Consider the following 24,671-nt stretch of genomic DNA (forward strand, 5'->3'; position numbering starts at 1 on the left):
ATGGAATGAAAAATAAACTGGCTGCAGGAGCTGATATATGAGTCGTTTCTCAGTTCATCAGATGATGCATTATTCACTGTATTCTTTTGCCGAGCACAGCCCGGACCCAATTTACATTCTGGGTATGGACAAAAAAGTGAGTTACGCCAATTCCAAATTCGTGGAGCTGTACGGCTGGTCAACAGAGGAATTGAACCTCCATGATTTCCCCCATGTTCCCCCGGAGCTCAGGGGCGAGCTTAACCAGATGTATAATTTCATCGATCGGGGGATGCCTCTGTTTGCCCTCGATACCTTCCGGATTAAGCGGAACGGAGAGCTGATCAGTGTCAAGATAACCATATCCCCTGTAAAAGATCCGGAAGGACGCATTACAGCATATGTATGTGTACTACGGGATGTAACGGAGATCAAGTTCTCAGAGCTGAAATATTACAAGCTGTTTAATGAAGCGAACGATCCCATTTTCATTTATGAGCAGGATGAGGAGGGCAAGCCTTCGAAGTTCCTGGATGTGAACGAAGCGGGCTGCCGGATGCTGGGCTACACACGCCATGAGCTGCTGGACAAGACCCCGCGCTCTATTGCCGCAGAAGCTCTGGTGCCGGAGGTGAATAAGATGTTCGGGTCCATTCTTAGCGGAGAAGGAATGTTCGTCGAATGGGTTGAGGTTACGAAGGATGGAAGGGAAATTCCGGTGGAGATCAGTGCGAAGCCGTTCAGGCTGAATGGCCGCCAACTGGTAATCTCGATTACCCGCGATATGACCGAACGAAAAAAAACGGAAGAGTTCCTGAGGTATAGCGAGAGCCTGTCCATGATCGGTGAGCTGTCCGCAGGCATTGCCCATGAAATCCGCAATCCATTGACCAGCATCCGCGGGTTCGTCCAGCTGCTGTATTCCCGCTCCAAGATGAACAGGGAGCTGCACGAGATCATCCTGTCAGAGGTGGACCGGATTAATTCAATCATCAGCGAGCTGCTGCTGCTGGGCAAGGAAATGCCGTCCGAGCTGGCAGACTGTAACCTGGTCCGGCTGCTCGGACAGGTGATTGTCCTGCTGAATGCGCAGGCGCATATGACAGATAACGAAATTGTCATGCACACGGATCTCGACAGCCTGCCTGTCCGGTGCGCGGTTAACAAGCTGAAGCAGGTGTTCATCAATGTGCTGAAAAATGCGATAGAAGCAAGCCCGCACGGAGCAGAAATTACGCTGGAGCTGAAACATGAGGAGCATACAGCCATTATTCGCATCATCGACACCGGGCCGGGCATACCGGCAGAGCTTCTGCAGCAGATCGGTGCTCCGTTCTTCACGACCAAATCCGGAGGGAATGGATTAGGTGTTATGATCAGTAAGAAAATTATCCATAATCATAAAGGGACTCTACAGTTCAAAACCAACCAGCCGACGGGAACAATAGTTGAGATTACGCTGCCTTTGCTTCATGAATTACAACATACATAAGCGGTATCCAAACGGAGCAGTGAGGTCAGACCGGACCCCGCTGCTCTTTTGATTATCTGCGCTCAGGGAAAGTTCACACTAAGAATAATGGGGTTTCGTTATTTGAAATTTTGGGTATATAAGCTATATTTTCGAAATATAAACGCAAGGCATGCTACAAGCTGGAAAGTGAGGGTTCTCATGGATTTTCCGGTCAACATCCTGCTCGTAGACGATCATCCCGAGAATCTGCTTGCCCTTGAGGCCGTTCTCCGCGGAGAGCCTTACCGGTTGTTTCGGGCCTATTCCGGGATTGAAGCTTTACGCTGTCTGCTGGAGGAGGAATTCGCCGTCATTGTGATGGATGTGCAAATGCCGGATATGGACGGGCTGGAGACGGCGCGCCTAATCCGTACCCGGGAGAAGAATCATGTGGTGCCGATTATTTTCATGTCCGCTAACAGTACGACGATGGAGGATATCTTCGCAGGTTACTCTGTGGGTGCGATGGATTACATGACGAAGCCCTTCGTCCCGCAGCTGTTCAAGTCCAAGATTGAGGGCTATGTCAGCATGTATGAAGCGAATAAGACGCTGCAGCTCCAGAGCGAAATGCTGAAGCAGCAGGCGCGGCAGCTGGAGAAGACGAATCAGGAGCTTCGGGAAGCGAAGGAAGCGGCAGAAGTTGCCTCCAAGGTGAAATCGGAATTCCTGGCGATGATGAGTCATGAAATCCGCACGCCGCTGAACGGGATCATCGGGATGTCTGATCTGCTGCTGGCCTCTGATCTGCCGGAGGAATATAGTGAGATGGCGGGGATTATCCACACGAGCAGCAATGCCCTTCTGTCGGTGATCAATCCCATTCTCGATTATTCCAAGCTGGAAGCCGGGAAGCTGGTGGTGGAAGATGCGCCGTTCTCTCTGCAGGACTGCCTGAGTGAGACTATTGCTCTGTTCACTGCTAAGATCCGTGAGCGGAAGCTTGACATGGTAGTGGAGATTGATCCTGCTGTGCCGCCTGATCTGGTGGGAGATGTGAACCGCCTCCGCCAGGTGCTGAATAATCTCGTAGGCAATGCCGTGAAGTTCACCCATGCAGGCAGTGTATACATAATGGTTAACAAGCTGGAGGGACCGGCGGAGAAGCTTACACTTGAATTCACAATCAGAGACACAGGAATCGGGATTCCCCCGGATAAAATCGGCGAGCTGTTCCAGCCCTTCTCCCAGCTCGATGCCTCTACCACACGCAGGTTCGAAGGCACGGGGCTTGGCTTATCGATCAGCAAAGCACTGGTTGAGCTGATGGGCGGAAGCATCCGGGTCGAGCCATCGGAGGAGCCCGGGGCTACGTTTGTTTTTACAATTGTCGTTCGTGAGCATCTTGGATTGGAGCAAAAATACGTGCTGAATAAGGGGCAGGGTTGATACTATGAGCGATGACAACCAAATCAAAGAAAACCAGGGCGATGGAATAGACGCGGGTGAACTGCTGAGCGCCTTAATGGCGATGAAGAAGGGCAATTTCTCCCACCGTATGCCGTATGACCGGACGGGAATCGCCGGTAAGGTAGCGGATACGTTCAACGAGATTATGGATATTCAGGAGAGCCTGGTGAACGAGGTTCAGACGGTGGCCAGAGTGGTCGGCAAGGAAGGGAACCTGTCCAGACGGTTCGTGCAAAAGAATCTGGGCGGGTCCTGGGAGACGGTGACCGATTCCTTGAACGGACTGGTGATTGACCTGATTCAGCCGACCAGCGAGATGGTCCGGGTCATTAACGCCGTAGCCAAGGGCGATCTGTCCCAGCAGGTGGAGCTGGCGATTGAAGGACGGCCGCTTACCGGCGAATTCCAGCGAACGGCAAGCAATATCAATAGGATGGTGAATCAGCTCAGCACGTTCGCTTCCGAAGTTACACGTGTAGCGCGTGAGGTGGGTACCGAAGGTATTTTGGGCGGACAGGCTGATGTGAAGGGGGTCTCCGGGACCTGGAAGGATCTGACCGACAGCGTCAATTATATGGCGACGAATCTTACGGATCAGGTGCGCAATATCGCGGCGGTGACCACGGCCGTAGCGAACGGCGATCTGTCGAAGCAGATTACAGTCAATGCACGGGGCGAAATCATGGAGCTGAAGAATACGATCAACACGATGGTGGACCAGCTCTCCATGTTCGCCTCTGAGGTGACCCGGGTGGCGCGTGAGGTCGGGACCGAAGGCAAGCTTGGCGGACAGGCCGATGTGAAGGATGTGTCCGGCACCTGGCGGGATTTGACCGAGAGCGTCAACTACATGGCGTCCAACCTGACGAACCAGGTGCGGAACATCGCGGTGGTAACCACGGCGGTGGCCAACGGCGATCTGTCGAAGAAGATTACCGCTGATGTGCAGGGTGAAATTCTGGAGCTGAAGAACACGATCAATATCATGGTGGATCAGTTATCGACCTTTGCTTCCGAGGTGACCCGGATGGCGCGCGAGGTTGGTACGGAAGGCATTCTTGGCGGGCAGGCCGACGTTAAGGGCGTGTCCGGCACCTGGCGGGATTTGACCGAAAGCGTCAACTATATGGCGTCCAACTTAACGAATCAGGTGCGCAATATCGCGGAAGTAACCACGGCGGTAGCCAAGGGCGACTTGTCGAAGACGATTACCGTCGACGCGAAGGGTGAGATTCTGGAGCTGAAAAGCACCATTAACATCATGGTGGACCAGCTCAGCAACTTCGCCTCCGAGGTCACGCGTGTGGCGCGCGAGGTATCTACGGAAGGGATTCTCGGCGGACAGGCCGATGTGAAGGGAGTCTCCGGGACCTGGAAGGATCTGACCGACAGCGTGAACTTCATGGCGGGGACGCTGACGGATCAGGTGCGCAATATCGCCGAAGTGACGACAGCCGTGGCGAAGGGGGATCTGTCCAAGCAGATTACGGTGAATGCGACCGGCGAGATTCTGGAGCTGAAGAATACCATTAACACCATGGTGGAGCAGCTGTCGATCTTCGCCTCCGAGGTGACGCGCGTGGCGCGTGAGGTCGGCACGGAAGGGATGCTGGGCGGACAGGCGCAGGTGAAGGGCGTAGCCGGGACCTGGCGCGATTTGACCGAGAGCGTGAACTATATGGCGTCCAACCTGACGAATCAGGTGCGCAACATCGCGGTCGTAACGACAGCGGTGGCGAACGGGGACCTGTCCAAAAAAATCACTGCGGATGTACAAGGCGAAATTCTGGAGCTGAAGAACACGATCAATACGATGGTCGACCAGCTCTCCATGTTCTCCTCCGAGGTGACGCGTGTAGCGCGCGAGGTCGGTACAGACGGCAAGCTCGGCGGCCAGGCGCAGGTGAAGGGAGTCGGCGGCACCTGGAAGGACTTGACCGAAGGCGTAAATAACATGGCCCGCAATCTGACGGACCAGGTGCGCAATATTGCAGATGTGACCACGGCGGTAGCCAAGGGCGACCTGTCCAAGAAGATCACCGTAGACGTCAAGGGCGAGATTCTGGAGCTGAAAAATACGATTAACACGATGGTGGACCAGCTCTCCATCTTCGCCTCCGAGGTGACGCGAGTAGCGCGCGAGGTGGGTACGGACGGCAAGCTGGGCGCGCAGGCCGAGGTGAAGGATGTGTCCGGCACCTGGAAGGATCTGACTGATACGGTCAACTTCATGGCGAGCAACCTGACGATTCAGATGCGCAACATTGCCGGTGTAACCACGGCGGTAGCGAACGGGGATCTGTCCAAGAAGATTACGGTGGATGTCAAAGGCGAATTGCTTGAGCTGAAGAACACGATCAATACGATGGTGGATCAGCTGAATTCGTTCGCCTCCGAGGTGACGCGTGTAGCGAGCGAGGTCGGCACGGACGGGAAGCTGGGCGGACAGGCCCAGGTGCGCGGTGTCGGGGGCATCTGGAAGGATCTTACTGACAATGTGAATATCATGGCCACCAATCTGACCGATCAGGTGCGGGGAATCGCCAAGGTTGTGACGGCAGTGGCGAACGGTAACCTGAAGCAGAAGCTGACGGTGGAAGCCAAGGGCGAGATTGCCGAGCTGACGGATACGATCAATAACATGATCGAGACGCTGGCCACCTTCGCCGATCAGGTGACTACCGTGGCCCGCGAGGTGGGAGCTGAAGGGAAGCTGGGCGGTCAGGCCAGTGTGCCGGGGGCCGCGGGTACCTGGCGTGATCTGACGGACAATGTCAATTACATGGCGAGTACGCTGACCACACAGGTGCGGGCCATCACCAATGTGGCTACCGCAGTGACTAACGGCGATCTGTCACGGGCGATTGATGTGTCCGCCTCCGGGGAGGTTGCCACGCTCAAGGATAACATTAACGAGATGATCCGTAATCTGAAGGAGACGACCCGGATCAACACCGAGCAGGACTGGCTGAAGACCAATCTGGCCAAGTTCTCGCGGATGCTCCAGGGGCAGCGCGATCTGTATGCAGTCAGCCGGATGATCCTGTCCGAGCTGGCTCCGCTGGTATCGATGCAGCATGGCGTCTTCTATATTAATGAACCCTCCGGCGGGGAAGCGGTCTTGAAGCTGTTCGCCAGCTATGCCTATCAGAACCGCAAGCATCTGGCGAATGAATTCCGGGCGGGGCAGGGGCTGGTCGGCCAGTGCCTGATTGAGAAGCAGCGGATTCTATTAACCAACGTTCCGGGCGACTATGTGATGATCTCGTCCGCACTGGGCGAAGCGACGCCGCTTAATATCATTCTGCTGCCGATCATCTTCGAGGATCAGGTGCTGGCGATTCTGGAACTGGCGACCTTCCGTCCCTACAGCGATATCGATATTGCCTTCCTGGATCAGCTTACTGAATCCATCGGCAGTGTAATTAACACGATGCAGGCGAACCAGCGTACAGAGGAGCTGCTGATCCAGTCGCAATCGCTCACCGAGGAGCTGCAGAAGCAGCAGCTGGAGCTGCGGAGCACGAATGACGAGCTGGAGGATAAGGCGAAGCTGCTCGTACTCCAGAAGGCAGAGGTGGAGAGCAAGAACCATGAGGTGGAGGTGGCCAAGCGTTACCTGGAGGAGAAGGCGGAGCAGCTTGCCCTGACCTCCAAGTACAAATCCGAATTCCTGGCCAACATGTCCCATGAGCTGCGCACGCCGCTGAATTCCTTGCTGCTCCTGGCAGAACAGCTGGCCGAGAATCCGGATGAGAATCTGCATGAGCTGCAGGTGAAGTTCGCGAAGACCATTCAGGATTCCGGGCTGGAACTGCTGAACCTGATTAATGATATACTCGATCTGTCCAAAATCGAATCCGGTACGATCACGCCGGATTTCAGCGAAGTCTCGCTGGCGGAGCTGACGGACGGGCTGGACCGTTCTTTCCGCCATATGGTGGATGCCAAGAAGCTCGACTACCGGATCAAGATTGATCCCGGTGTACCGGCCAGCATCGCTACGGATTCCAAGCGTCTGCTGCAAATCCTGAAGAACCTGCTGTCGAACGCCTTCAAATTCACCGAGCAGGGGCAGATTATGCTGCAGATCCGCAAAGCGGCTGACGGGTGGCACCCGGATAAGGAATCGCTTGAGCGGGCGGCAACGGTCATCTGCTTCTCGGTAAGTGATACGGGAATCGGCATTCCGGCGGAGAAGCAGCAGATTATCTTTGAAGCGTTCCAGCAGGCGGACGGCAGTACGAACCGGGAATACGGCGGAACGGGTCTCGGGCTGGCCATCTCCCGCGAGATCGCCGAGATGCTCGGCGGAGAGATTAGCCTGTACAGCGAAGTGGGCAAGGGAAGCGTATTTAACCTGTACCTGCCGACAGATGCGGAATTCACTGAACCGGAGCCTCCGAAGGCTCATGTTCCGGAGGTCATAGACATTACCCCGGCCAAACGCAGAAGCAGCCTTGTCAAGCCGGAAGAGGAGCCCTTCGCGGATGACCGCGATGGGATTGAACCGGGAGACCGGGTGTTCCTGATCGTTGAGGATGACCAGAAGTTCAACGAGATCATTCTGGGGATGCTCCACAAAAAAGGAATCAAAGCGGTTATCGCCACCAGCGGCTGGGATGTGCTGGAGCTGGTTCAGAAGTACCAGCCGTCGGCCATCACGCTGGATCTGCATCTTGGCGGAGATACGGACGGCTGGCTGGTGCTTCAGCAGCTCAAGAACGATATCGGAGTGCGGCATATTCCGGTCTGCGTAATGACCGTGGATGAAGACGAGGTGCAGCTGCTGCAGAAGGGGGCTTACGACTACTTCCGCAAGCCCGTCACCAATGAGGAGCTGGAGAATGCGCTGGAGCGGCTGAACCGGTTCGCGGATCACACCACGGCTAATCTGCTGGTCGCCGTCCAGGATGAACAGGAGCGCAAGCATATAGCCGAGCTGCTGGACAATCCGGATCTTACACTCACCGCCGTAGAGACCGGGCGCAAAGCCTTGAACCAGTTGAACAGCAAGACGTTCGATGCGATCGTGCTGGACAGCAGCCTGGCAGACATGAATCTGATCCGCTTCCTCCGGGAGATGTACAAGAACGCCAGGAACAAAAGAATCCCCGTGCTAGTGCAGATGAACCGGAAGCTGACGCCGGAGGAAGAAACCGAATGGGATGAGCTGGCCAAGATGGCGGTGCTTAAAGAGGTGAAATCGGATGCCCAGCTGATTGATGAATCCACCCTCGCCCTGCACCGCAAGGCAGAGAATCTGCCGCCGCCCTCCAGAGACAAGCTGGTGAAGCTGTATCAATCGGATGAGATGATCGAGTATAAAAAGGTGCTTGTCGTGGATGATGATATCCGCAACATCTTTGCGCTCACCTCTATTCTAGAGCGCCATCAGATGAAGGTGATCCCTGCGGAGAACGGTCAGGATGCGATCACGCTGCTGGAGCAGACGCCGGATATCGGAATTGTCCTGATGGACATCATGATGCCGGGAATGGACGGCTATGAGACAACCCGGGCGATCCGGGAGAAGCCGAAATGGAGGGACCTCCCGATACTTGCGCTTACAGCCAAGGCGATGAAGGGAGACCGGGAGCTGTGCCTGGAAGCAGGCTGCTCGGATTATATTACCAAGCCGGTGAACAGCGGACAGCTGTTATCGATGATGCGTACCTGGCTGGACGAATAGAGCAAGAAGATTAGGACCCATGCTATACAGACAGGAACAGGAGCCAACCCCTTAGCCGCGATGATGCGGTTAGGGTTGGCTCCTGTTTTTTGCGTATAAGCGGTGAATGCAGCTTACTGATCCGCAGAGGGTTCGAGCCGCCGGCAGGAAGCTCTCTCAATTAAGAGGGTGTCGACTTTGACCTTGGTGCTGACTGCGGACTGCCGGTGAAGAGAAGCGGTGAACAGCTCCACGGCCCATGCGGCCATCTGTTCTTTCTCCACATGAACTGTGGTCAGCTCCGGGGTTACAATCTGTGATTCATTGATATTATCGAAGCCGATGACGGATACATCCTCCGGGATGGAGAAGCCCAGCTCGCTGAGCGCCTTGATCGCGCTGATGGCGATGTAGTCACATTCACAGAAGAAGGCGGTGGGAAAAGGCTGTCCGCTGTCCTTCAGCCGCTGCAGCTTGTCCCGTAACGGTCCCTGGGAGGAAAATAAAGTCGGCGGCACCGCCAGCAGGCTGCTCCGGGGAATCTCCACCTGCGCCTCCGCCATGGCGTCCATGAACCCGCGCTGCCGTTCCCCGAAGTTATGAATCCGCTCCTCGGATGCGATATAACCGATGCTCCGGTGCCCGTGGCCGGTCAGATAGGTGCCTGCCTGATAAGCCCCCATATAATTATTGATCTCGACAAAATGGACAGGCAGCGCATCGAAGCAGGTGTCCAGCACGATCAAGCCGGGCAGCTTGTCCGCGATATTGGCTATTCTGGCCGCATCCAGGCTGGTCCCGAGCAGAATCACGCCGCTGGTGGGCTCCTCCATCACGGATTGAATGCCCTGCTCATAGTGCTTTTCTTCAATCGCGGAGAACATCAGACTGTAGCCCCCCATCCGGCAGCGCTCCTCGATATGATGAATCAGCTCCCGGAAGAAGGGCTGCTGATAGTACTCCTGATGGACCAGTCCGGCATTGGTGAACACCAGGAACCGCAGGGTGGTGGGGTTCGCCTCAGCGGCCGCTGCTTTTCCCCTGCCGGTGTATCCGTAGGTCTCCGCCAGGCGCAGGATTCGCCCGCGTGTCTCCGGCCCGACCCCCGGCTTCCCGTTCAGCGCCAGCGAGACGGCCCCTTTGGAGACCCCGGCCAGCCGGGCAAGCTCCTCCATATTCAATAACAAGACCTCCATTCAGCATCGTAGCTTAAGTATGTTTAGTGTAAGGGAAGGCGCTAATTTTAGCAATGAAGCGTAATTTGTATTTTTGTTTAGTTATGTTTAGTGAATTTGGCATATAATCGAGGTTAATATAATAGTTGAATAAGCTGTTTTTTAGCTTGAATAAGAACGTTGACGATGGAATGAAGGTGTTGTAGGATTGCTTTATAATAAATTTATAGTTAATGATATTATTTTTGTTTAGTTGTTGTTTAGTTTGATGTTGCTATTTGTATATCTTAGGATTCATACAGAAGGGAGCAGGACTTATGGCTAATCCGAAGGAAGCAGGGCAGGCTGAAGCATTCCAGGGGAAGGTCTCTGTATCGGTACCTGACCAGACTTCACAGTGGGGCGTATGTGAAATTGTACTGCAAGGAGGTCCTGCCGGGGGCAATCCGTTTACGGAGGTAGCGCTGCAGGCGGAATTTTCGATGGGAGAACGTTCGGTTCTTGTTCTGGGCTTCTATGATGGGGAAGGGGTATACCGCATCCGCTTCATGCCGGAGCATCAGGGGAAATGGGCGTTCCGGACCAGCAGTAATGAGCCTGTGCTGCATGAGCTTGAAGGGGAACTGGAATGCACGGCTGCGGCGGGCGGGAATCACGGTCCGGTCCGGGTGCGGAATACCTTTCATTTTGCCTATGCGGACGGAACGCCCTATCTTCCTGTCGGCACGACCTGCTACGCCTGGACCCATCAGGGGGACGAGATGGAGCGCCAGACACTGGATACGCTGAAAGCGTCTTCTTTTAACAAAATAAGAATGTGCGTGTTCCCGAAATCCTACTCCTATAACGAGAATGAACCGGAGTATTATCCCTATGAAGGCTCGGCCCAAGCAGGCTGGGATTACAGCCGGTTCAACCCGGCATTCTTCCGGCATCTGGAGGAGCGGATTGCAGATCTTGGGGAGCTGGGCATCGAGGCTGACCTGATTCTGTTCCACCCGTATGACCGTTGGGGCTTCGCGGATATGGGCAAGGAGGCAGATGACCGCTATCTCCGGTACCTTGTAGCCAGGCTCTCCGCATACCGTCATGTCTGGTGGTCGCTGGCCAATGAATATGACTTCATGAGAAACAAGATGCCGGCTGATTGGGAGCGGTATGCCCACATTGTAACGTCGTATGATCCTTACGGGCACCTGATCTCTAATCACAATGGCATTGCCTTCTATGATTTCAACCAGCCCTGGGTTACGCATTGTAGCATTCAGCGTGTGGATGCTTACAAGACCTCTGAGCATACGGATGAATGGAGACGGCGCTGGAATAAGCCTGTCGTGATCGATGAATGTGCCTACGAGGGTAATGTCGAGCATGGCTGGGGGAATATTACCGGGGAAGAGATGGTCCGCCGTTTCTGGGAAGGCGCGGTCCGTGGAGGGTATGTCGGACATGGGGAAACCTATCTGCACCCGGAGGATAAGCTCTGGTGGGCCAAGGGCGGCCGGCTGTATGGTACGAGCCCTGAGCGGATTGCTTTTCTGCGCCGCGTGCTGGAAGAAGGGCCTTCTGAGGGTCTGAACCCGCTCCCTTCGGAGTGGGATCTGCCCAGAGCCGGGGTGGAGGATGAATATGTTCTCTATTATTTCGGATTCAACCGGCCGAAGTTCCGCCAGTTCACGATGAACCCGGAGTTCCGCTATAAGGTGGAGCTGCTGGATACCTGGAACATGACGGTGGATGAGCTTGCGGGCAGCTATCAGGGAACCTTCAGGGTCGATCTGCCGGGACGGACATATATGGCGGTGAGAATGACGCGCCTGCGCGATGAGTATGACCTGGAGGCGAAATAAGATGTGGAAGGTTGGTGTTGTGGGCGCCGGGTATTGGTCGGACAAGCATTTGCAGGCATGGCAGCGTATCCCCGGCGTTCAGCTTCATGGCCTGTGTGACCTGGATTCGGACAAGCTGCGCAGGAAAGCGGAAGCATACGGGATTCCCGGGGACATGCTGTACTCCACGCTGGAAGACATGCTGACATCCGCAGACATCGATATCGTCGATATTATTACCGCGCCGGATACTCACCCTGAGCTGGTCGGACTGGCCGCCCGGGCAGGGAAGCATATCCTGTGCCAAAAGCCTTTTGCCCGTTCCATGGAGGAAGCTTGTGAAATGGTGGAAACAGCGCGTGCTGCGGGCGTCCGGCTGATGGTTACCGAGAACTGGCGCTGGCTGCAGCCGATTCAGGCCATCCGCAAGCTGCTGGATCAGGGAACGGCAGGACGGCTCCAGATGATCCGCTATATCCACACGGATTATTATTCACCGCGGTTTGCCCCGGAGAATGAGCTTCCGCAGCCGTTCTTCCGGGAGATGCCGAAGCTGCTGTTCTATGAGATGGGGGTTCATTGGTACGATACGTGGCGCTTTCTATTCGGGGAGCCGAAACGGCTGTATGCAGAGACCCGGAAGGTCAGTCCGTATATTGCCGGAGAGGACGCCGGGCTGATCACCCTTGGCTATGAGGATTATATGGGCCTTATGGATATGAGCTGGGCCACCCGGCAGAATCTGCCCGGCCCGCTAACCCTGCCGGTGCTGCCGGACCATAAGGAGCAGTTGATTATCGAAGGTGATCTGGCAACGATCAAGCTGTACAGCAGCGGCAGGCTCAGCCTGATTGATAATAACGGGCTGGAGACGGCGATTTCAGAGGATAACGGCCTTGATTTTGAAGAGAGTCATTACCGGCTGCAGTCGCATTTCATTGAATGCCTGGACACTGGAAGGAAATTCCAGACGAGCGGCGAAGATAATCTGAAGACGCTGGAGCTTGTATTCGGGACCTACCGAAGTGCGGAGGAGCATGAGGTCATTCATTTGGCATAGCTCCCAGGGGGCGGCGTGGATGATGGGCGAGTGTACAGGTACGTTCAAATATACGAAGAGCCGGAGAGCTGTTGTCCGGTTCTTCGCCATGCTTGCCGGCAAGATTGGCTGATCGCCGGGGAATAGCGTACACTGGGTGGATAGAGTCATTACTGAACTTAAGCTGCGGGGTGAGAAGGATGGACAAGCTGCTGGAGCAGATCATGGGCGAGCTGCTGGGACAGGTTAGTATTGAGAGCGTGAATCCGCTGGAGCCGGTGAAGGTCAGCGGTGTACCAAAGCCCTGGAGTGTGCTCGGAACCGGAAATTATGCAGCTGTCTTCTGCCGGCAGGGAGCTGAGGAATTCGCAGTGAAGATCTACGCGCCGGGCAGGCCGGGCATTGAGGAAGAAGCAGAGGTATACCGCCGCCTCGGGCAGCATCCGGCCTTCTCGGAGTGCTATTATGCCGGAGCGGATTTCCTGGTTCTCAAAAGGCTGGGCGGAGTCACCTTCTACGATTCCATGCAACGCGGCATTCTCATTACCGGACAGGCTATTGAAGACGTTGACAACGCGCTTCAGTATGCAAGGTCCCGCGGGCTGCGCCCGCATGATATCCATGCCAAGAATGTGATGCTCCGGGACGGGCGGGGACTGATTGTAGATGTCTCGGATTTCCTGAAGGATGACGACTGCAGCATGTGGGAGGATTACAAGCGGCTGTATTACAGGTTGTACCGGCCCGTGGCTTCCCGCCGGGTATTTCCGGTTCCGCGCCTGATTCTGGAGACGGTCCGCAGAGGGTACCGGTTATGGCGTCGGCGGAAGCAGAGGCGGAGCGGCTTCAATCATTTGAAAAGGTAACTATATAACATCTGCACGGAACTAAGCGCGGCCATGTCTGGATTTTGCTATTCCCGTGACTTGAAAGTGAAGGTTTGGCAGAGCGATTCCATTTATAATCGATATAGAACCTAGAATTCAATTGAAAATGGACAGGAGCGCGGCTTCATGCACTATACCAATCCCATCATATCCGGTTTCCATCCCGATCCCAGCATCTGCAGGGTAGGGGATGATTATTATCTGGTGACCAGCACATTTGAATATTATCCGGGCGTCCCTGTCTTTCACAGCAGGGATCTTGTCCACTGGCGTCAGATCGGCCATTGCCTTACCACACCCAGCCAGTTGCCGCTGGAGAATTCGTGGAGCTCAGGCGGAATATTCGCGCCGACCCTCCGTTACCATAACGGCTGGTTCTATATGGTGACCACGAATGTAAGCGGGATGGGCAATTTCTTCGTCAAAACACAGCATCCTGAAGGCACCTGGTCGGAGCCTTACCTGATTGCACAGGGCGGCATTGATCCTTCCCTGTACTTCGATGAGGACGGGCGCGTATATTTCCAGTCCGCCATGGACGGCGGGCAAGGGAACGGAATCTACCAGTGCGAGATTGATATCGGGACCGGGGAAATGCTGACCGGGAGCGTGCTGATCTGGACAGGAACGGGCGGCGCTCATCCCGAGGCTCCGCATCTGTACCGGAAGAACGGCTGGTATTATCTGATGATCGCCGAAGGCGGAACGGAGTATGGACACATGGAGACCATCGCCAGAAGCCGTCAGCCTTATGGTCCGTATGCTGCTTGTCCCCATAATCCGATTCTGTCCAACCGCAGTACGGCAATCAGCATACAAGCTACAGGCCATGCCGATCTGGTTGAGGCGCAGGACGGGAGCTGGTGGGCGGTGTGCTTAGGCATCCGTCCGGTCTCCTATCCGATGGGCCATCATCTGGGCAGAGAGAGCTTCCTGGCTCCCGTAACCTGGACATCCGAGGGCTGGCCGGTTATCGGGAACGGCGGCCGCATCGAGCCGGTTATGGACTCGCCGCTGCTGCCGGAGGTCCGCTGGCCGGCGAAGCCCGTAAGAGACCATTTCGATGATACCCGGCTGGGGCTGGACTGGACTTGTCTGCGTAATCCGGCAGAAGGAAGCTGGTCGCTCGAAGAACGGCCGGGATATCTCGTTCTGCATGGCCACGAGGCCACGCTGAATGAAGCCGCCGCACCTGCCTTTGTGGGCCGCCGCCTCAGCCACTTCACGGCCAATATAGCAGCAGAGCTGGATTATGAGCCGCAGCATGAAGGGGAAGAAGCCGGAATTACAGTGTACAAGAACGAGAAGCATCATTATGAGCTGGTGATCCGCTCTGCCAGCGGGCAGAGAGTCGCCGTGTTCCGGCGGACGGTCGGTTCACTCCGGGTGGAGCAGGTGGAGGAGTGTCCTGACGGGCCGGTCATCCTGAGGATCAAGGCGCTGCCCGGCAGCATAGAAGCCTCGGTTGAGGCACCGGATTCCGGGGTGATCGAGCTGGGGGCTGGAGAGACACATTATCTCAGCACCGAAATCTCAGGAGGGTTCACCGGGGTATTCGTTGCCATGTATGCAACGTCCGTGACGGGACAGGGCGCTCCGGCAGCGTATGACTGGTTCGATTATGAGCCGCTGGATCAGCCGGCGGTATAAGGTGTGAGCAGCAGTTCCTTGGGACATGCTGCTCTTTTTTGCGTTAAACGATGTATGGACCTGGCTGCTGCACAACTACTGCTGATTGCGGTAGGCCTTCGGGGACTTGCCGTACGTTTTTTTGAAGAGACGGGCGAAGTAGTTACTGTCATTAAATCCGCACCTATAGGAGATGTCTGTAATAGGGTGTCTGGTTTGCTTGAGCAGTGAGCATGCATGTTCCAGCCGGAGACGCTGAATATAAGCAATCGGTGTAGTCAGATAATACGCCTGGAATATCCTGTTCAAATGACGGACGGAAATATCCGATTTGGCGGCAATGGCATCAAGAGTAACCGGTTCATGATAGTGATCCTCAATATAGGAGATCGCACTGGCGAGGTGCATCAGGCTGTGGTCCACGCCCTTCTCCTGAATGTCATAATGTCTGGACAAATACACGACCAGCTCCATGAATTTGGAGGCGAGCATGGTCTGATAGCCGTGCTGCTTCTGTTCATATTCGGTAATCATGCCGGCCACAAGCGATGAGACGGCCTCCAGGCTGACGATGGGGAGGTTCATTTTGCTTTTATAGGCGTTAATGCTGCGGTAAAAGGGTTCTAAGACAAACAGCGCCTGATAGCCGTTCAGCGTTCTTAAGTCCGGTCCGGCCAGCTTAAGCATGCCTGATTTGTACATAATGTTGCAAATTCTGAAATCATAAGGGTCCTTATAGGCATGGGGAGTGCCGCCGTTAATCACGAATACATTGCCTTTCTTGATAAAAGCCTCTTCGTCGTTGACGATATGCGCAGCATGTCCGTTCAGCACAATGACAAGCTCGGAGAAGTCTGCATGCTGATGGAGGGAGGTGTCTTCTTCGTGCCCACCATATTGGATAAAGAAAGGAAAATGCTCGTCAGTCGTGAACCAGTTCAAATATACATTGCTCACAAAGCTCCCACCTCAGAAATACGTATTTGTCTATATAATGCTAGTCTGCGACTTGAAAATCAAGGTTATCCGCCAAAGGTGACGCTAAAATATAACTGTAAACGCATTCAACCAAAGGGGATGAGACGGATGGAAAAACAAATGCCAAGAAGATTAGGGATGGGTCTGCTGGCAAGTATGCTGCTCATTTCGGCAGGCTGCAGCAACAGCGGCAGTGCCGGAAATAACACAAAGAATACAACGAACGGAAATAACAGCGCAAAGGATACAGCTCCCGTAACGTTTACCTTCTTTGGCGCCGATGCCAGTCCGAATTGGAACAGGATGGAGGATGATATCGGCAAGGAGATTGTTGCCAAAACAGGTGTTACCCTGAACGCGGAATATGATGTGGGCAGCGGAGGGGGACAGGACAAAATCTCAATGATGGCAGCCAGCGGAGAGTATCCTGATATGATCTATGCCAAGGGAGAGCTGGGCAAGCTGGTGGATGCCGAAGCCATTATCGACCTGACCGAGCTGATTGATAAATATGCTCCGAATATAAAGAAAGTCATGGATGGGAACATGAACCGGATGAAATACAGCAAGGATAATCAGGCGATCTATTCGATCCCGACGAATGTCGGCATTGATCAACAGAGCTTCGATGCGACGAACGGATTTCAGATTCAGCACCGCGTATTGAAAGAGCTTGGATATCCCGAAGTCCGGACGGTGAAGGATTTCGAGAATGTCCTCAAGGCGTATGTGGCTAAGCATCCAACGACGGACGGGCAGCCGACCATACCGCTGACCGTCAATGCTGACGGCTGGAAGATCATGATTACGGTGACCAACCAGGGCGATATCACCACCGGAGGAACCAATGACGGCGAATATTATGTGAACCCTGAGACGTACGAGACGATGCTGCATTATAAGAAGCCTGAAGAGAAGGAGTACTTCCGCTGGCTGAACCATATGTACAATGAAGGGCTGCTCGACAAGGAATCCTTTGTCCAAAAGGATGACCAGTACAAATCCAAAATCTCCAGCGGCCGGGTGCTGGGGCTTACCTCAGTGGAATGGGAGTATCAGGATGCGGAGAACGCCCTGAAGGCTGCGGGCAAAGACGAATATACGTACGCCCACTTCCCGGTTACGCTGAGTGAGGAGTACAAGGATCACGCCATGCAGTCTGTCGGAGTGGACGGCTACGGGATCAGTATCACCACGGCTTGTAAAGATCCGGTCCGCGCGATTAAATTCCTGGACTGGCTCTCCTCGGAAGAAGGCCAGGTGCTGAGAAACTGGGGGATCGAAGGCAAGCATTATAATGTGGAGAACGGGAAGCGCGTCATCCCTGCTGACATTCTCGATCAGAAGGTCAACGATGCAGCAAGTTTCACCAAGGCGACAGGGGTGGGAATGTATTCCACGCTGGGAGTCCGCTACGGGGACGGTGTGAAGGATTCTACAGGCAATTACTATACTACGAACTTCCCGGAACAGATTCTGGCCGAATATTCGGGTGCGGAGAAAGCGAGCCTGGCTGCGTATAACGCAACAACCTGGAAAGACCTGTTCCCGGCGGAGGATGAATTCCCGGTCAAGGAATGGGGCGCGCTGTACAATATGCCGGTGCCGACAGATGGGGATTATCAGGTAATCTATCAAAAGACGCAGGATATCGTCCACAAACGGATTCCCGAAGCCATCCTCTCCAGCACAGCCGATTTCGATAAAATCTACGACGAATTCATTGCGGAGCTGAATAAAGCGGGTGCAGAGAAAATGGAGAAGGAATATACAGAGCTGGTTAAAGCGAGAGTCTCGCTGTTTACCGGGAAGGAGATTGAGTAGCAGAGCCGCTTAGCTTACGCGGCAGAGATATTCAGAGATATTCAAAAAGGGCCTTCCTGCAGCTGAGAAATTAGCCCGGAAGGCCCTTTTCGTTCCAGTACAGATTCAGCCCTTCGGGATCTTCCGGTAGCTTGAAGGAGAGAACCCCGAAATCTTCTTGAACAGCCTGGAGAAGTAATAAGGGTCGTTGATCCCTATAGCGGAGCCGACCTCCTTAATGCTGAGTTCGGTAAGATCGAGCAGATGGCCTGCCCGCTGGATTTTGAGCCGCAGGAAATACCCGATCGGGGAGACTCCGGTCTCGGCGTTGAAGATATAGATCAGATGCTGCTTCGACACGCCGACCTGCTTAGCCAGCTCAGGCAGGGTGAGGTTGCTGCCCAGCCGTCCGTTCATATACTGGATCGCCTGTTCCAGATACGTCCCGCGTTTCTTCTCCTGCGCGGACGGGCCTGCCGTAATGCCGATGCCGGAGAGCAGCTGTCTGGCCGTCTGGGCGATGTGCACATGGGTAGCCAGGGCGTAGGTCCGCTCAGCCAGCAGCTCATAGGCAGGAACGAACCATTCGATGAGCCGGGCCTTGCCGCTCGGGGCCAGTGCGAGGGGAGCACCCGACAATCCGAACAGCTTCACCAGCCGGTCCGCATGAATTCCTTTGAAATGGAACCAGTATATGCTCCATGGCTCTTCCTGCATGGCCCCGTACCGATGCGGGGTGTGTGGAGGAATAATCACCATGTCCCCCGGCTGCATGGTCATCTGCTCCCCATGATTCAGCTCCACCCAGCCCTCCCCCGCTTCACACAAGATCAAGATATGGGACGGGCTGCCTTCCAGGCGTTCCCTGAAATGATAACGGGCATTCGGGAAATAACCAATGTCCGTAATGAACAAGGAGGCGGTCAGCTCCTCCTGCTCCAATTCCTTCATCCAGTACTCCGGCAGCACATACAGCTTCTCCTCCACAAACCCTTCCGGCTTGCGGATATGACCGTGATTCATGCCGCTTCCCCCTAACAGATAGTAGGTTAACAAGCTTACACAGAATAAGAATATAATCCATCACTTCCCGCATTTCGTCAATTGGAAACTCCCCGGCCAGCGGCTAGAGTAGAACTATCAAGTCAAGGGAGGCAGTGAAGGGCATGAAGCGAGCAGCTAGTGGTTATACACCGGAGCTGGCCGGGAGTAACGCGAACAACAAGTACAGCGCAGACAGCGCAGACAGCGCAGACAGCGCAGACAACGCAGACAACGCAGACAACGCGAACAACACGCACAACACTGACTACGGTGGCAATGGGGACAATGCGGATAATGTGGACAACACGCACAACGCAGACCGGGTACAGGTACGGGAGACTAGTGTGATGATACCAACCTATGAAGCAGGCGCCGCTGATCCGAATCCCATGTTTCTGGAGAAAAGAGTCTATCAGGGAAGCTCAGGGCGTGTATATCCGCATCCCGTGATTGAGAGCATCTCGGATGTGAAGCAGGATAGGACGTACAAGCTGATTATTCTGGAGAACAAATATCTGCGGATAGAGATCATGCCGGAGCTTGGAGGGCGGATCTACCGGGCGCTCGACAAGACGAATAACTATGATTTTGTCTATTATAACCGCGTCATCAAGCCTGCGCTGGTCGGTCTTGCAGGTCCCTGGATCTCCGGGGGCATTGAGTTCAACTGGCCGCAGCATCACCGCCCGAATACGTTCGGCCCTGTTGACTATAAGCTTGAGGCTGCTGCGGATGGAAGCGCTGCCGTATGGGTGAGCGAGATTGACCGGATGTACGGGACGAAGGTTACGGCTGCGTTCAGACTCTATCCCGGGAGAGCCTATCTGGAGGTCCATGCGCAGTGTTATAACCGGACGCCGCAGGCGCAGACCTTCCTCTGGTGGGCCAACCCGGCGGTTGCGGTGAATGATCAGACGCAGTCTGTTTTTCCCCCTGATGTCACAGCCGTCTTTGATCATGGCAAAAGGGATGTATCGCGGTTCCCCATTGCGACCGGTACCTACTACAAACAGGATTATTCGGAAGGCGTGGACATCTCCCGCTATAAGAATATTCCGGTTCCGACCTCCTATATGGCCTATAAGTCGGATTATAATTTCGTCGGCGGATATGATCACGGCGTCCAGGCGGGACTGCTGCATGTGGCTGATCATCATATCTCACCAGGGAAGAAGCAATGGACCTGGGGGAACGGGGAGTTCGGGCAGGCCTGGGACCGCCAGCTGACCGATGAAGACGGACCTTATATTGAACTCATGACAGGCGTGTACACCGATAATCAGCCTGACTTCACCTGGCTGCAGCCGTATGAGGAGAAGAGCTTCACCCAGTATTTCATGCCGTATAAGGGCATCGGTCTGGTGAAAAATGCCTCGGTAGACGCTGCGGTCAATCTGGAGGCGGATGCAGTATCGGCTCAGGCGGTGGTGAAGGTATACGTGACCTCACGGCAGGAGCAGGCCGTGATCAGCTTAAGCGGAGCCGCAGGCGAATATCTGCGGGAGACTGCAGATCTGTCTCCCGCAGAGGCTATAGAGCGTACGGTTATGCTGAACCATGGAGAGCAGGAGTATGACCTCAAGCTGACGGTTCATAGCGGGGAGGGCAGGCTGCTGGTCGCCTATCAGCCGAAGCGGCCGGAGATTGAGCGCATCCCTGGAGCGGCGAAGCCGCTGGCAGTGCCGGAAGAGCTGCGCTCAGCAGAGGAGCTGTACCTGGCAGGCCTGCATCTGGAGCAGTACCGGCATGCCACCTTTGAGCCGGAGGCCTATTATATGGAAGGGCTTAAGCGGGACAGCGGGGATATCCGGCTGAATGTAGCATATGGAACGCTGCTGCTCCGCCGCGGGCAATACGCGCAGAGTGAGCCGTTGTTCCGCCGCGCCATTGAACGTCTAACCTCGCGTAATCCTAACCCGTATGACAGCGAAGCCTATTATCAGCTGGGGGTTGCTCTGCGCGGCCAGAACCGCTTGGATGAGGCTTTTGCCGCTTATTACAAAGCGGTATGGTCGGCAGCCTGGCAGGCTGCGGGGTATTTCTCGCTCGCTCAGATAGCCTGCCAGCAAGGCCGTTATGCCGAAGCGCTGGAGCTGGCGGAGCGTTCGCTGACCCGCAATACGCGTAATTATAAGGCAAGGAATCTCCAGTCTGCTCTGCTGCGCAGGCTTGGCCGGCTGCAGCAGGGGAGGAGATTCGCCAGTGAGACTGTGCAGCTTGATCCTGCTGATTTTGGCGCATACAACGAACTGGCCCTGGCCCTTGCAGCACTGGAGGACCCTGCTGCGGCAGAAGAGGCGCTGACAGAATTAGAACGTCTTATGCGTGGTGACGCACACAACTACCTTAATCTTATGGCGGATTATATGGACTGCGGGCTGTATGCGGAAGCTCTTGCTGTAGGGCGGAGGGCAGTCAAATGCGGAACACCCGAATCTGAAATCGACACCGACACCGACACCGACTCCGACTCCGTCTACCCGATGCTGCATTATGCCCTTGGCGAATGTTATGAGCGTACGGGACAAGATGAGCAGGCACGGGAGGCCCGCCGCCAGGGGCAAGCAGCTTCCCCGCTGCACTGCTTTCCGAACACCCTGTCCGAGCTTGAATGGCTGTTAAGCGCTATCCGGGCGAATCCCCTGGATGATAAGGCCTATTACTATCTCGGCAATCTCTATTATGACAAGAAGCGGCCGGAGGAAGCGGCGGCAAGCTGGGAACGTTCACGTGATCTGAGAGGGGATTTCGCCATCGTTCACCGCAATCTGGCTCTGACCTATTACAATAAGCAGAGTAATCCGCAGGCAGCATTAGCTTCGCTGGAGCAGGCATTTGCCTGTGCGCCGCAGGATGCGCGGATTCTGTATGAGCTGGATCAGCTGCGCAAGAAGCTGGCCTGGTCCACGGAGGAACGCCTTCAGATTCTGCAAGAGCGGCGGGAGCTGGTCGGGAAGCGGGATGATCTGTATGTGGAATATGTGACCCTTCTTAACAATCTTGGACGCTATCAGGATGCTATTGCTTCACTGTCTCAGCGTAATTTCCATCCTTGGGAAGGAGGAGAGGGTAAGGTGACCGGACAATATAAATTCGCTCATACCGAGCTCGGCAAGCAGGCACTGCAAGAGGGCAACTATAAGTCAGCAGCTGAGCACTTGGAGCAAGCGCTGGTCTATCCGCTGAATCTGGGCGAAGGCAGGCTGGAAGGCGCCCAGGAGAATAATATCTATTATTATTTGGGCGTAGCCTATGAAGGTCTTCAGCGGGAACAAGAAGCCGTCGCCAGCTACACCATAGCTTCACAAGGACTGGCCGAGCCGGCAAGTGCGATGTTCTACAATGACCAGCCGCCGGAGATGATCTACTACCAGGGGCTGGCCTGGTTGAAGCTCCGTAACGGGAAGGAGGCCAAGCGCCGCTTCAATATATTGATCGATTATGCCGAGCGTCATCTTTTCGATGATATCAAGCTGGACTATTTCGCCGTATCGCTGCCGGATTTCCTGGTGTTTGAGGATGACCTCAACCGGCGAAATGTCATACATTGCCGCTACATGCGGGGGCTCGGGCTTCTCGGGCTGGGCCGGCATGAAGCAGCGGTAGCGGAGCTTGATTCCGCTCTTGCCCTGGACCCCAATCATCAGGGAGCCGGAGTTCACAGACGGATGGCCGATCATGCCTTGAACCGGGACATCTCTAAGCAGAGGGAGGACAACAGAGTATGCATACAACAGGACGGCATGATATAAGCCTGGACGAAGGCTGGTGTTTTCAGGCAGATACAGCAGGCATAGGAGAGCGAGAGGAATGGCAGATTACAGGCTTGCCTGCTCCAAGGGAGGTTGCGGTTCCGCATACCTGGAATGTGGAGGAAGGTCTGGAGGAACACCGGGGGGCCGGGTGGTATGAGTATAATCTCAGCATTCCTGAGGAGTGGAGCGGCAGCCGGTTCCGTCTGCATTTTGAAGCCGTCTATCGTGATGCGGTGGTCTGGGTCAACGGCCGCGAGGCCGGTTCGCATGTCAACTCAGGGTATACTGCCTTTGAGCTGGAGGTGACCGCGCATATTCTGCATGGCAAGGAGAACCGGATTACGGTAAAAGCGGATAATTCCCCGGCTGCTCAGGCGCTCCCGCAAGGCCGCAGCTTCGACTGGGCGGACGATGGGGGGATCATCCGGCCCGTACAGCTTATAGTAACCGGGCAAACGGCCGTCAAGCATATCTGCGTCTCCCCGGAGGTCCGGTTCGGACCAGCGGGCCAGCAGGCGTCCGGCCGGTTACTGGCAGACGTACAGCTATGCGGACCCTCTGCTTCAGCAACGATAGGGGCCTCTATTTTCAAGAATGGTACACAAATATGGGAGGATCACCGCCCCCTGCCCCCGCAATCCGGGACCTGGCAGCTTGCAGGGATGGAGTGGCTCCCGGTGGACTTATGGCATTTCGATCATCCGCATCTCTATCAGCTTCAGATCACCATCCGTGAGGGCGGACAGCTTCATGATGAGGTAACCGTCAATTTCGGGTTCCGTGAGATTGTGGTCAGAGGGCAGGAGCTATGGCTGAACCGTGAGCCGGTCCGCCTGATGGGTGTCGAATGGATGCCGGGTTCGAATCCGGCGGTTGGCATGGCCGAGAAGCGGGAGGATCTTGGCGCGATGCTGGAACGGCTCAAGGAGGCGAACGCTGTGATCACCCGTTTTCACTGGCAACAGGGGAATGAGCTGCTGGACTGGTGTGACCGCAACGGCATTCTTGTCCAGGAGGAAATTCCGCATTGGCAGCAGCCGGCGGAGCCGGATCAGCACACCTTCGCGGTAGCCTTGTCCCAGGCGAAGGAGATGATCCGCGATCATTCCCATCATCCGTGTATCTTCGCTTGGGGGATGGGGAATGAGCTGAACGGGCAGTCGGAGACCACCCTCCGGTACATGAAGCAGCTGAAGCAGGAAATCCACGCGCTGGATTCACAGCGATTGATTAACTATGTGAGCAACACGGTCCACCTTAATCCGCGTAGTGATGCTACGGGAGCCGGGGACCTGCTGATGTGGAATGACTATATCGGAACCTGGCATGGCGAGCTGGATGAGGATGAGGTCATCCGGCAGATGCTGGCCGATTACCCGGATAAGCCGGTGGTGGTGGCTGAATATGGCCTCTGCGAGCCGGTGTACGAAGGTGGAGATCCCAGAAGAACAGCGATTTTTCTGCACAAAACAGAGCTCTACCGCAAGTATCCCCAGTTTGCTGCGCTGATCTTTTTCAGTCTGAATGATTACCGCACGCAAATGGGAGAAGACGGGCAGGGGAGATGGAAGCAGCGGGTGCACGGTTCGGTGGATGTACATAACCGGGTGAAGCCTTCGTTTGCAGCCTTGCGTGAGGTGGCTTCACCGCTCCTGCTTGCAGATGCCCCTGTGCGACGGAACGGACGGGAGCTTGAGGTCACCCTGAAATGCCAGAAGGATATTCCCGGCTATGCCGTCCGGGGCTATTATGTAAGGGTGTCAATAGATGGCGCAGAGGAAGCAGCACAGGTACAGGTGATTCCTGATATGCAGCCCGGAGAGGTTCGTACGCTGAGCCTCAAGTTGCCTGCTGCTCCTGGATCGGAGCTGACCCTAACCGTCTGCCGTCCGAACGGCTTCAGCGTGCTGGAGCTGGAAATGGGCCAGTAGTTGACCCGGTAATACAACCTAATCCTAA

General features: G+C 55.2%; 13 protein-coding genes. 10 read left to right on the plus strand and 3 right to left on the minus strand.

Translation table 11 applies throughout. From position 1 onward, the window contains the following. Positions 1 to 37 precede the first annotated feature (37 nt). From MKY86_RS06060 to MKY86_RS06070, 3 genes are all read left to right on the plus strand, one after another. The gene (locus tag MKY86_RS06060; RefSeq protein WP_076076560.1) at positions 38 to 1,471 is read left to right on the plus strand and encodes a PAS domain-containing sensor histidine kinase; all 1,434 of its coding nucleotides are present in this window, start codon (positions 38 to 40) and stop codon (positions 1,469 to 1,471) included. 180 nt (positions 1,472 to 1,651) lie between these two features. Continuing rightward, a complete protein-coding gene (locus MKY86_RS06065) occupies positions 1,652 to 2,881 on the plus strand; it encodes an ATP-binding protein (RefSeq protein ID WP_076076557.1) in 1,230 nt (409 codons plus the stop codon). A gap of 4 nt (positions 2,882 to 2,885) precedes the next feature. Next, entirely contained in the window at positions 2,886 to 8,594 is a 5,709-nt protein-coding gene (locus MKY86_RS06070) for a HAMP domain-containing protein (RefSeq protein WP_076076555.1), read from the plus strand. 113 nt (positions 8,595 to 8,707) lie between these two features. Here the strand turns inward: MKY86_RS06070 and MKY86_RS06075 are convergent, their stop codons facing one another. After that, positions 8,708 to 9,748 carry a LacI family DNA-binding transcriptional regulator gene (locus MKY86_RS06075; RefSeq protein WP_340827769.1) on the minus strand — a complete coding sequence of 347 codons (1,041 nt, stop codon included), beginning with the start codon at positions 9,746 to 9,748 and terminating at the stop codon, positions 8,708 to 8,710. A gap of 317 nt (positions 9,749 to 10,065) precedes the next feature. Between MKY86_RS06075 and MKY86_RS06080 the strand changes: the two genes are divergently transcribed. The 4 genes from MKY86_RS06080 to MKY86_RS06095 all read left to right on the plus strand — a co-directional run bounded on the left by MKY86_RS06080 (position 10,066) and on the right by MKY86_RS06095 (position 15,153). After that, a complete protein-coding gene (locus tag MKY86_RS06080) occupies positions 10,066 to 11,598 on the plus strand; it encodes a DUF5605 domain-containing protein (protein WP_076076550.1) in 1,533 nt (510 codons plus the stop codon). A gap of 1 nt (position 11,599) precedes the next feature. Then, a complete protein-coding gene (locus MKY86_RS06085) occupies positions 11,600 to 12,637 on the plus strand; it encodes a Gfo/Idh/MocA family protein (RefSeq protein WP_076076547.1) in 1,038 nt (345 codons plus the stop codon). 179 nt (positions 12,638 to 12,816) lie between these two features. After that, positions 12,817 to 13,482 carry a serine/threonine protein kinase gene (locus tag MKY86_RS06090; protein ID WP_076076545.1) on the plus strand — a complete coding sequence of 222 codons (666 nt, stop codon included), beginning with the start codon at positions 12,817 to 12,819 and terminating at the stop codon, positions 13,480 to 13,482. 147 nt (positions 13,483 to 13,629) lie between these two features. Further along, a complete protein-coding gene (locus MKY86_RS06095; RefSeq protein ID WP_076076542.1) occupies positions 13,630 to 15,153 on the plus strand; it encodes a glycoside hydrolase family 43 protein in 1,524 nt (507 codons plus the stop codon). Between the two features lie 75 nt (positions 15,154 to 15,228). On the opposite strand, the gene MKY86_RS06100 is transcribed toward MKY86_RS06095, so the two are convergent. Next, positions 15,229 to 16,089 (minus strand): helix-turn-helix domain-containing protein, encoded by an 861-nt coding sequence (locus tag MKY86_RS06100; protein WP_076076540.1) that lies wholly within the window; start codon positions 16,087 to 16,089, stop codon positions 15,229 to 15,231. A 129-nt stretch (positions 16,090 to 16,218) separates the two neighbouring features. Between MKY86_RS06100 and MKY86_RS06105 the strand changes: the two genes are divergently transcribed. Continuing rightward, positions 16,219 to 17,934 carry an ABC transporter substrate-binding protein gene (locus MKY86_RS06105; protein ID WP_076076537.1) on the plus strand — a complete coding sequence of 572 codons (1,716 nt, stop codon included), beginning with the start codon at positions 16,219 to 16,221 and terminating at the stop codon, positions 17,932 to 17,934. A gap of 105 nt (positions 17,935 to 18,039) precedes the next feature. Here the strand turns inward: MKY86_RS06105 and MKY86_RS06110 are convergent, their stop codons facing one another. Continuing rightward, positions 18,040 to 18,936 carry an AraC family transcriptional regulator gene (locus tag MKY86_RS06110; protein ID WP_076076534.1) on the minus strand — a complete coding sequence of 299 codons (897 nt, stop codon included), beginning with the start codon at positions 18,934 to 18,936 and terminating at the stop codon, positions 18,040 to 18,042. Between the two features lie 368 nt (positions 18,937 to 19,304). Between MKY86_RS06110 and MKY86_RS06115 the strand changes: the two genes are divergently transcribed. After that, positions 19,305 to 22,709 carry a DUF5107 domain-containing protein gene (locus MKY86_RS06115; protein WP_083684622.1) on the plus strand — a complete coding sequence of 1,135 codons (3,405 nt, stop codon included), beginning with the start codon at positions 19,305 to 19,307 and terminating at the stop codon, positions 22,707 to 22,709. Further along, positions 22,682 to 24,643 carry a glycoside hydrolase family 2 protein gene (locus tag MKY86_RS06120; RefSeq protein WP_076076532.1) on the plus strand — a complete coding sequence of 654 codons (1,962 nt, stop codon included), beginning with the start codon at positions 22,682 to 22,684 and terminating at the stop codon, positions 24,641 to 24,643. Before MKY86_RS06115 ends, MKY86_RS06120 begins: the two co-directional genes overlap by 28 nt. Positions 24,644 to 24,671: the final 28 nt, after the last annotated feature.

It is taken from the genome of Paenibacillus sp. FSL R7-0333, assembly GCF_038000365.1.
Taxonomy (GTDB): Bacteria; Bacillota; Bacilli; order Paenibacillales; family Paenibacillaceae; genus Paenibacillus_AQ; species Paenibacillus_AQ silagei.

What these genes read in the sequence shown, in the direction of transcription:
- MKY86_RS06060 (WP_076076560.1), top strand. Translation starts at nt 38, where the DNA reads ATGAGTCGTTTCTCAGTTCATCAGATGATGCATTATTCACTGTATTCT.
- MKY86_RS06065 (WP_076076557.1), top strand. Translation starts at nt 1,652, where the DNA reads ATGGATTTTCCGGTCAACATCCTGCTCGTAGACGATCATCCCGAGAAT.
- MKY86_RS06070 (WP_076076555.1), top strand. Translation starts at nt 2,886, where the DNA reads ATGAGCGATGACAACCAAATCAAAGAAAACCAGGGCGATGGAATAGAC.
- MKY86_RS06075 (WP_340827769.1), bottom strand. Translation starts at nt 9,748, where the DNA reads ATGGAGGAGCTTGCCCGGCTGGCCGGGGTCTCCAAAGGGGCCGTCTCG.
- MKY86_RS06080 (WP_076076550.1), top strand. Translation starts at nt 10,066, where the DNA reads ATGGCTAATCCGAAGGAAGCAGGGCAGGCTGAAGCATTCCAGGGGAAG.
- MKY86_RS06085 (WP_076076547.1), top strand. Translation starts at nt 11,600, where the DNA reads ATGTGGAAGGTTGGTGTTGTGGGCGCCGGGTATTGGTCGGACAAGCAT.
- MKY86_RS06090 (WP_076076545.1), top strand. Translation starts at nt 12,817, where the DNA reads ATGGACAAGCTGCTGGAGCAGATCATGGGCGAGCTGCTGGGACAGGTT.
- MKY86_RS06095 (WP_076076542.1), top strand. Translation starts at nt 13,630, where the DNA reads ATGCACTATACCAATCCCATCATATCCGGTTTCCATCCCGATCCCAGC.
- MKY86_RS06105 (WP_076076537.1), top strand. Translation starts at nt 16,219, where the DNA reads ATGGAAAAACAAATGCCAAGAAGATTAGGGATGGGTCTGCTGGCAAGT.
- MKY86_RS06110 (WP_076076534.1), bottom strand. Translation starts at nt 18,936, where the DNA reads ATGAATCACGGTCATATCCGCAAGCCGGAAGGGTTTGTGGAGGAGAAG.
- MKY86_RS06115 (WP_083684622.1), top strand. Translation starts at nt 19,305, where the DNA reads ATGATACCAACCTATGAAGCAGGCGCCGCTGATCCGAATCCCATGTTT.
- MKY86_RS06120 (WP_076076532.1), top strand. Translation starts at nt 22,682, where the DNA reads ATGCATACAACAGGACGGCATGATATAAGCCTGGACGAAGGCTGGTGT.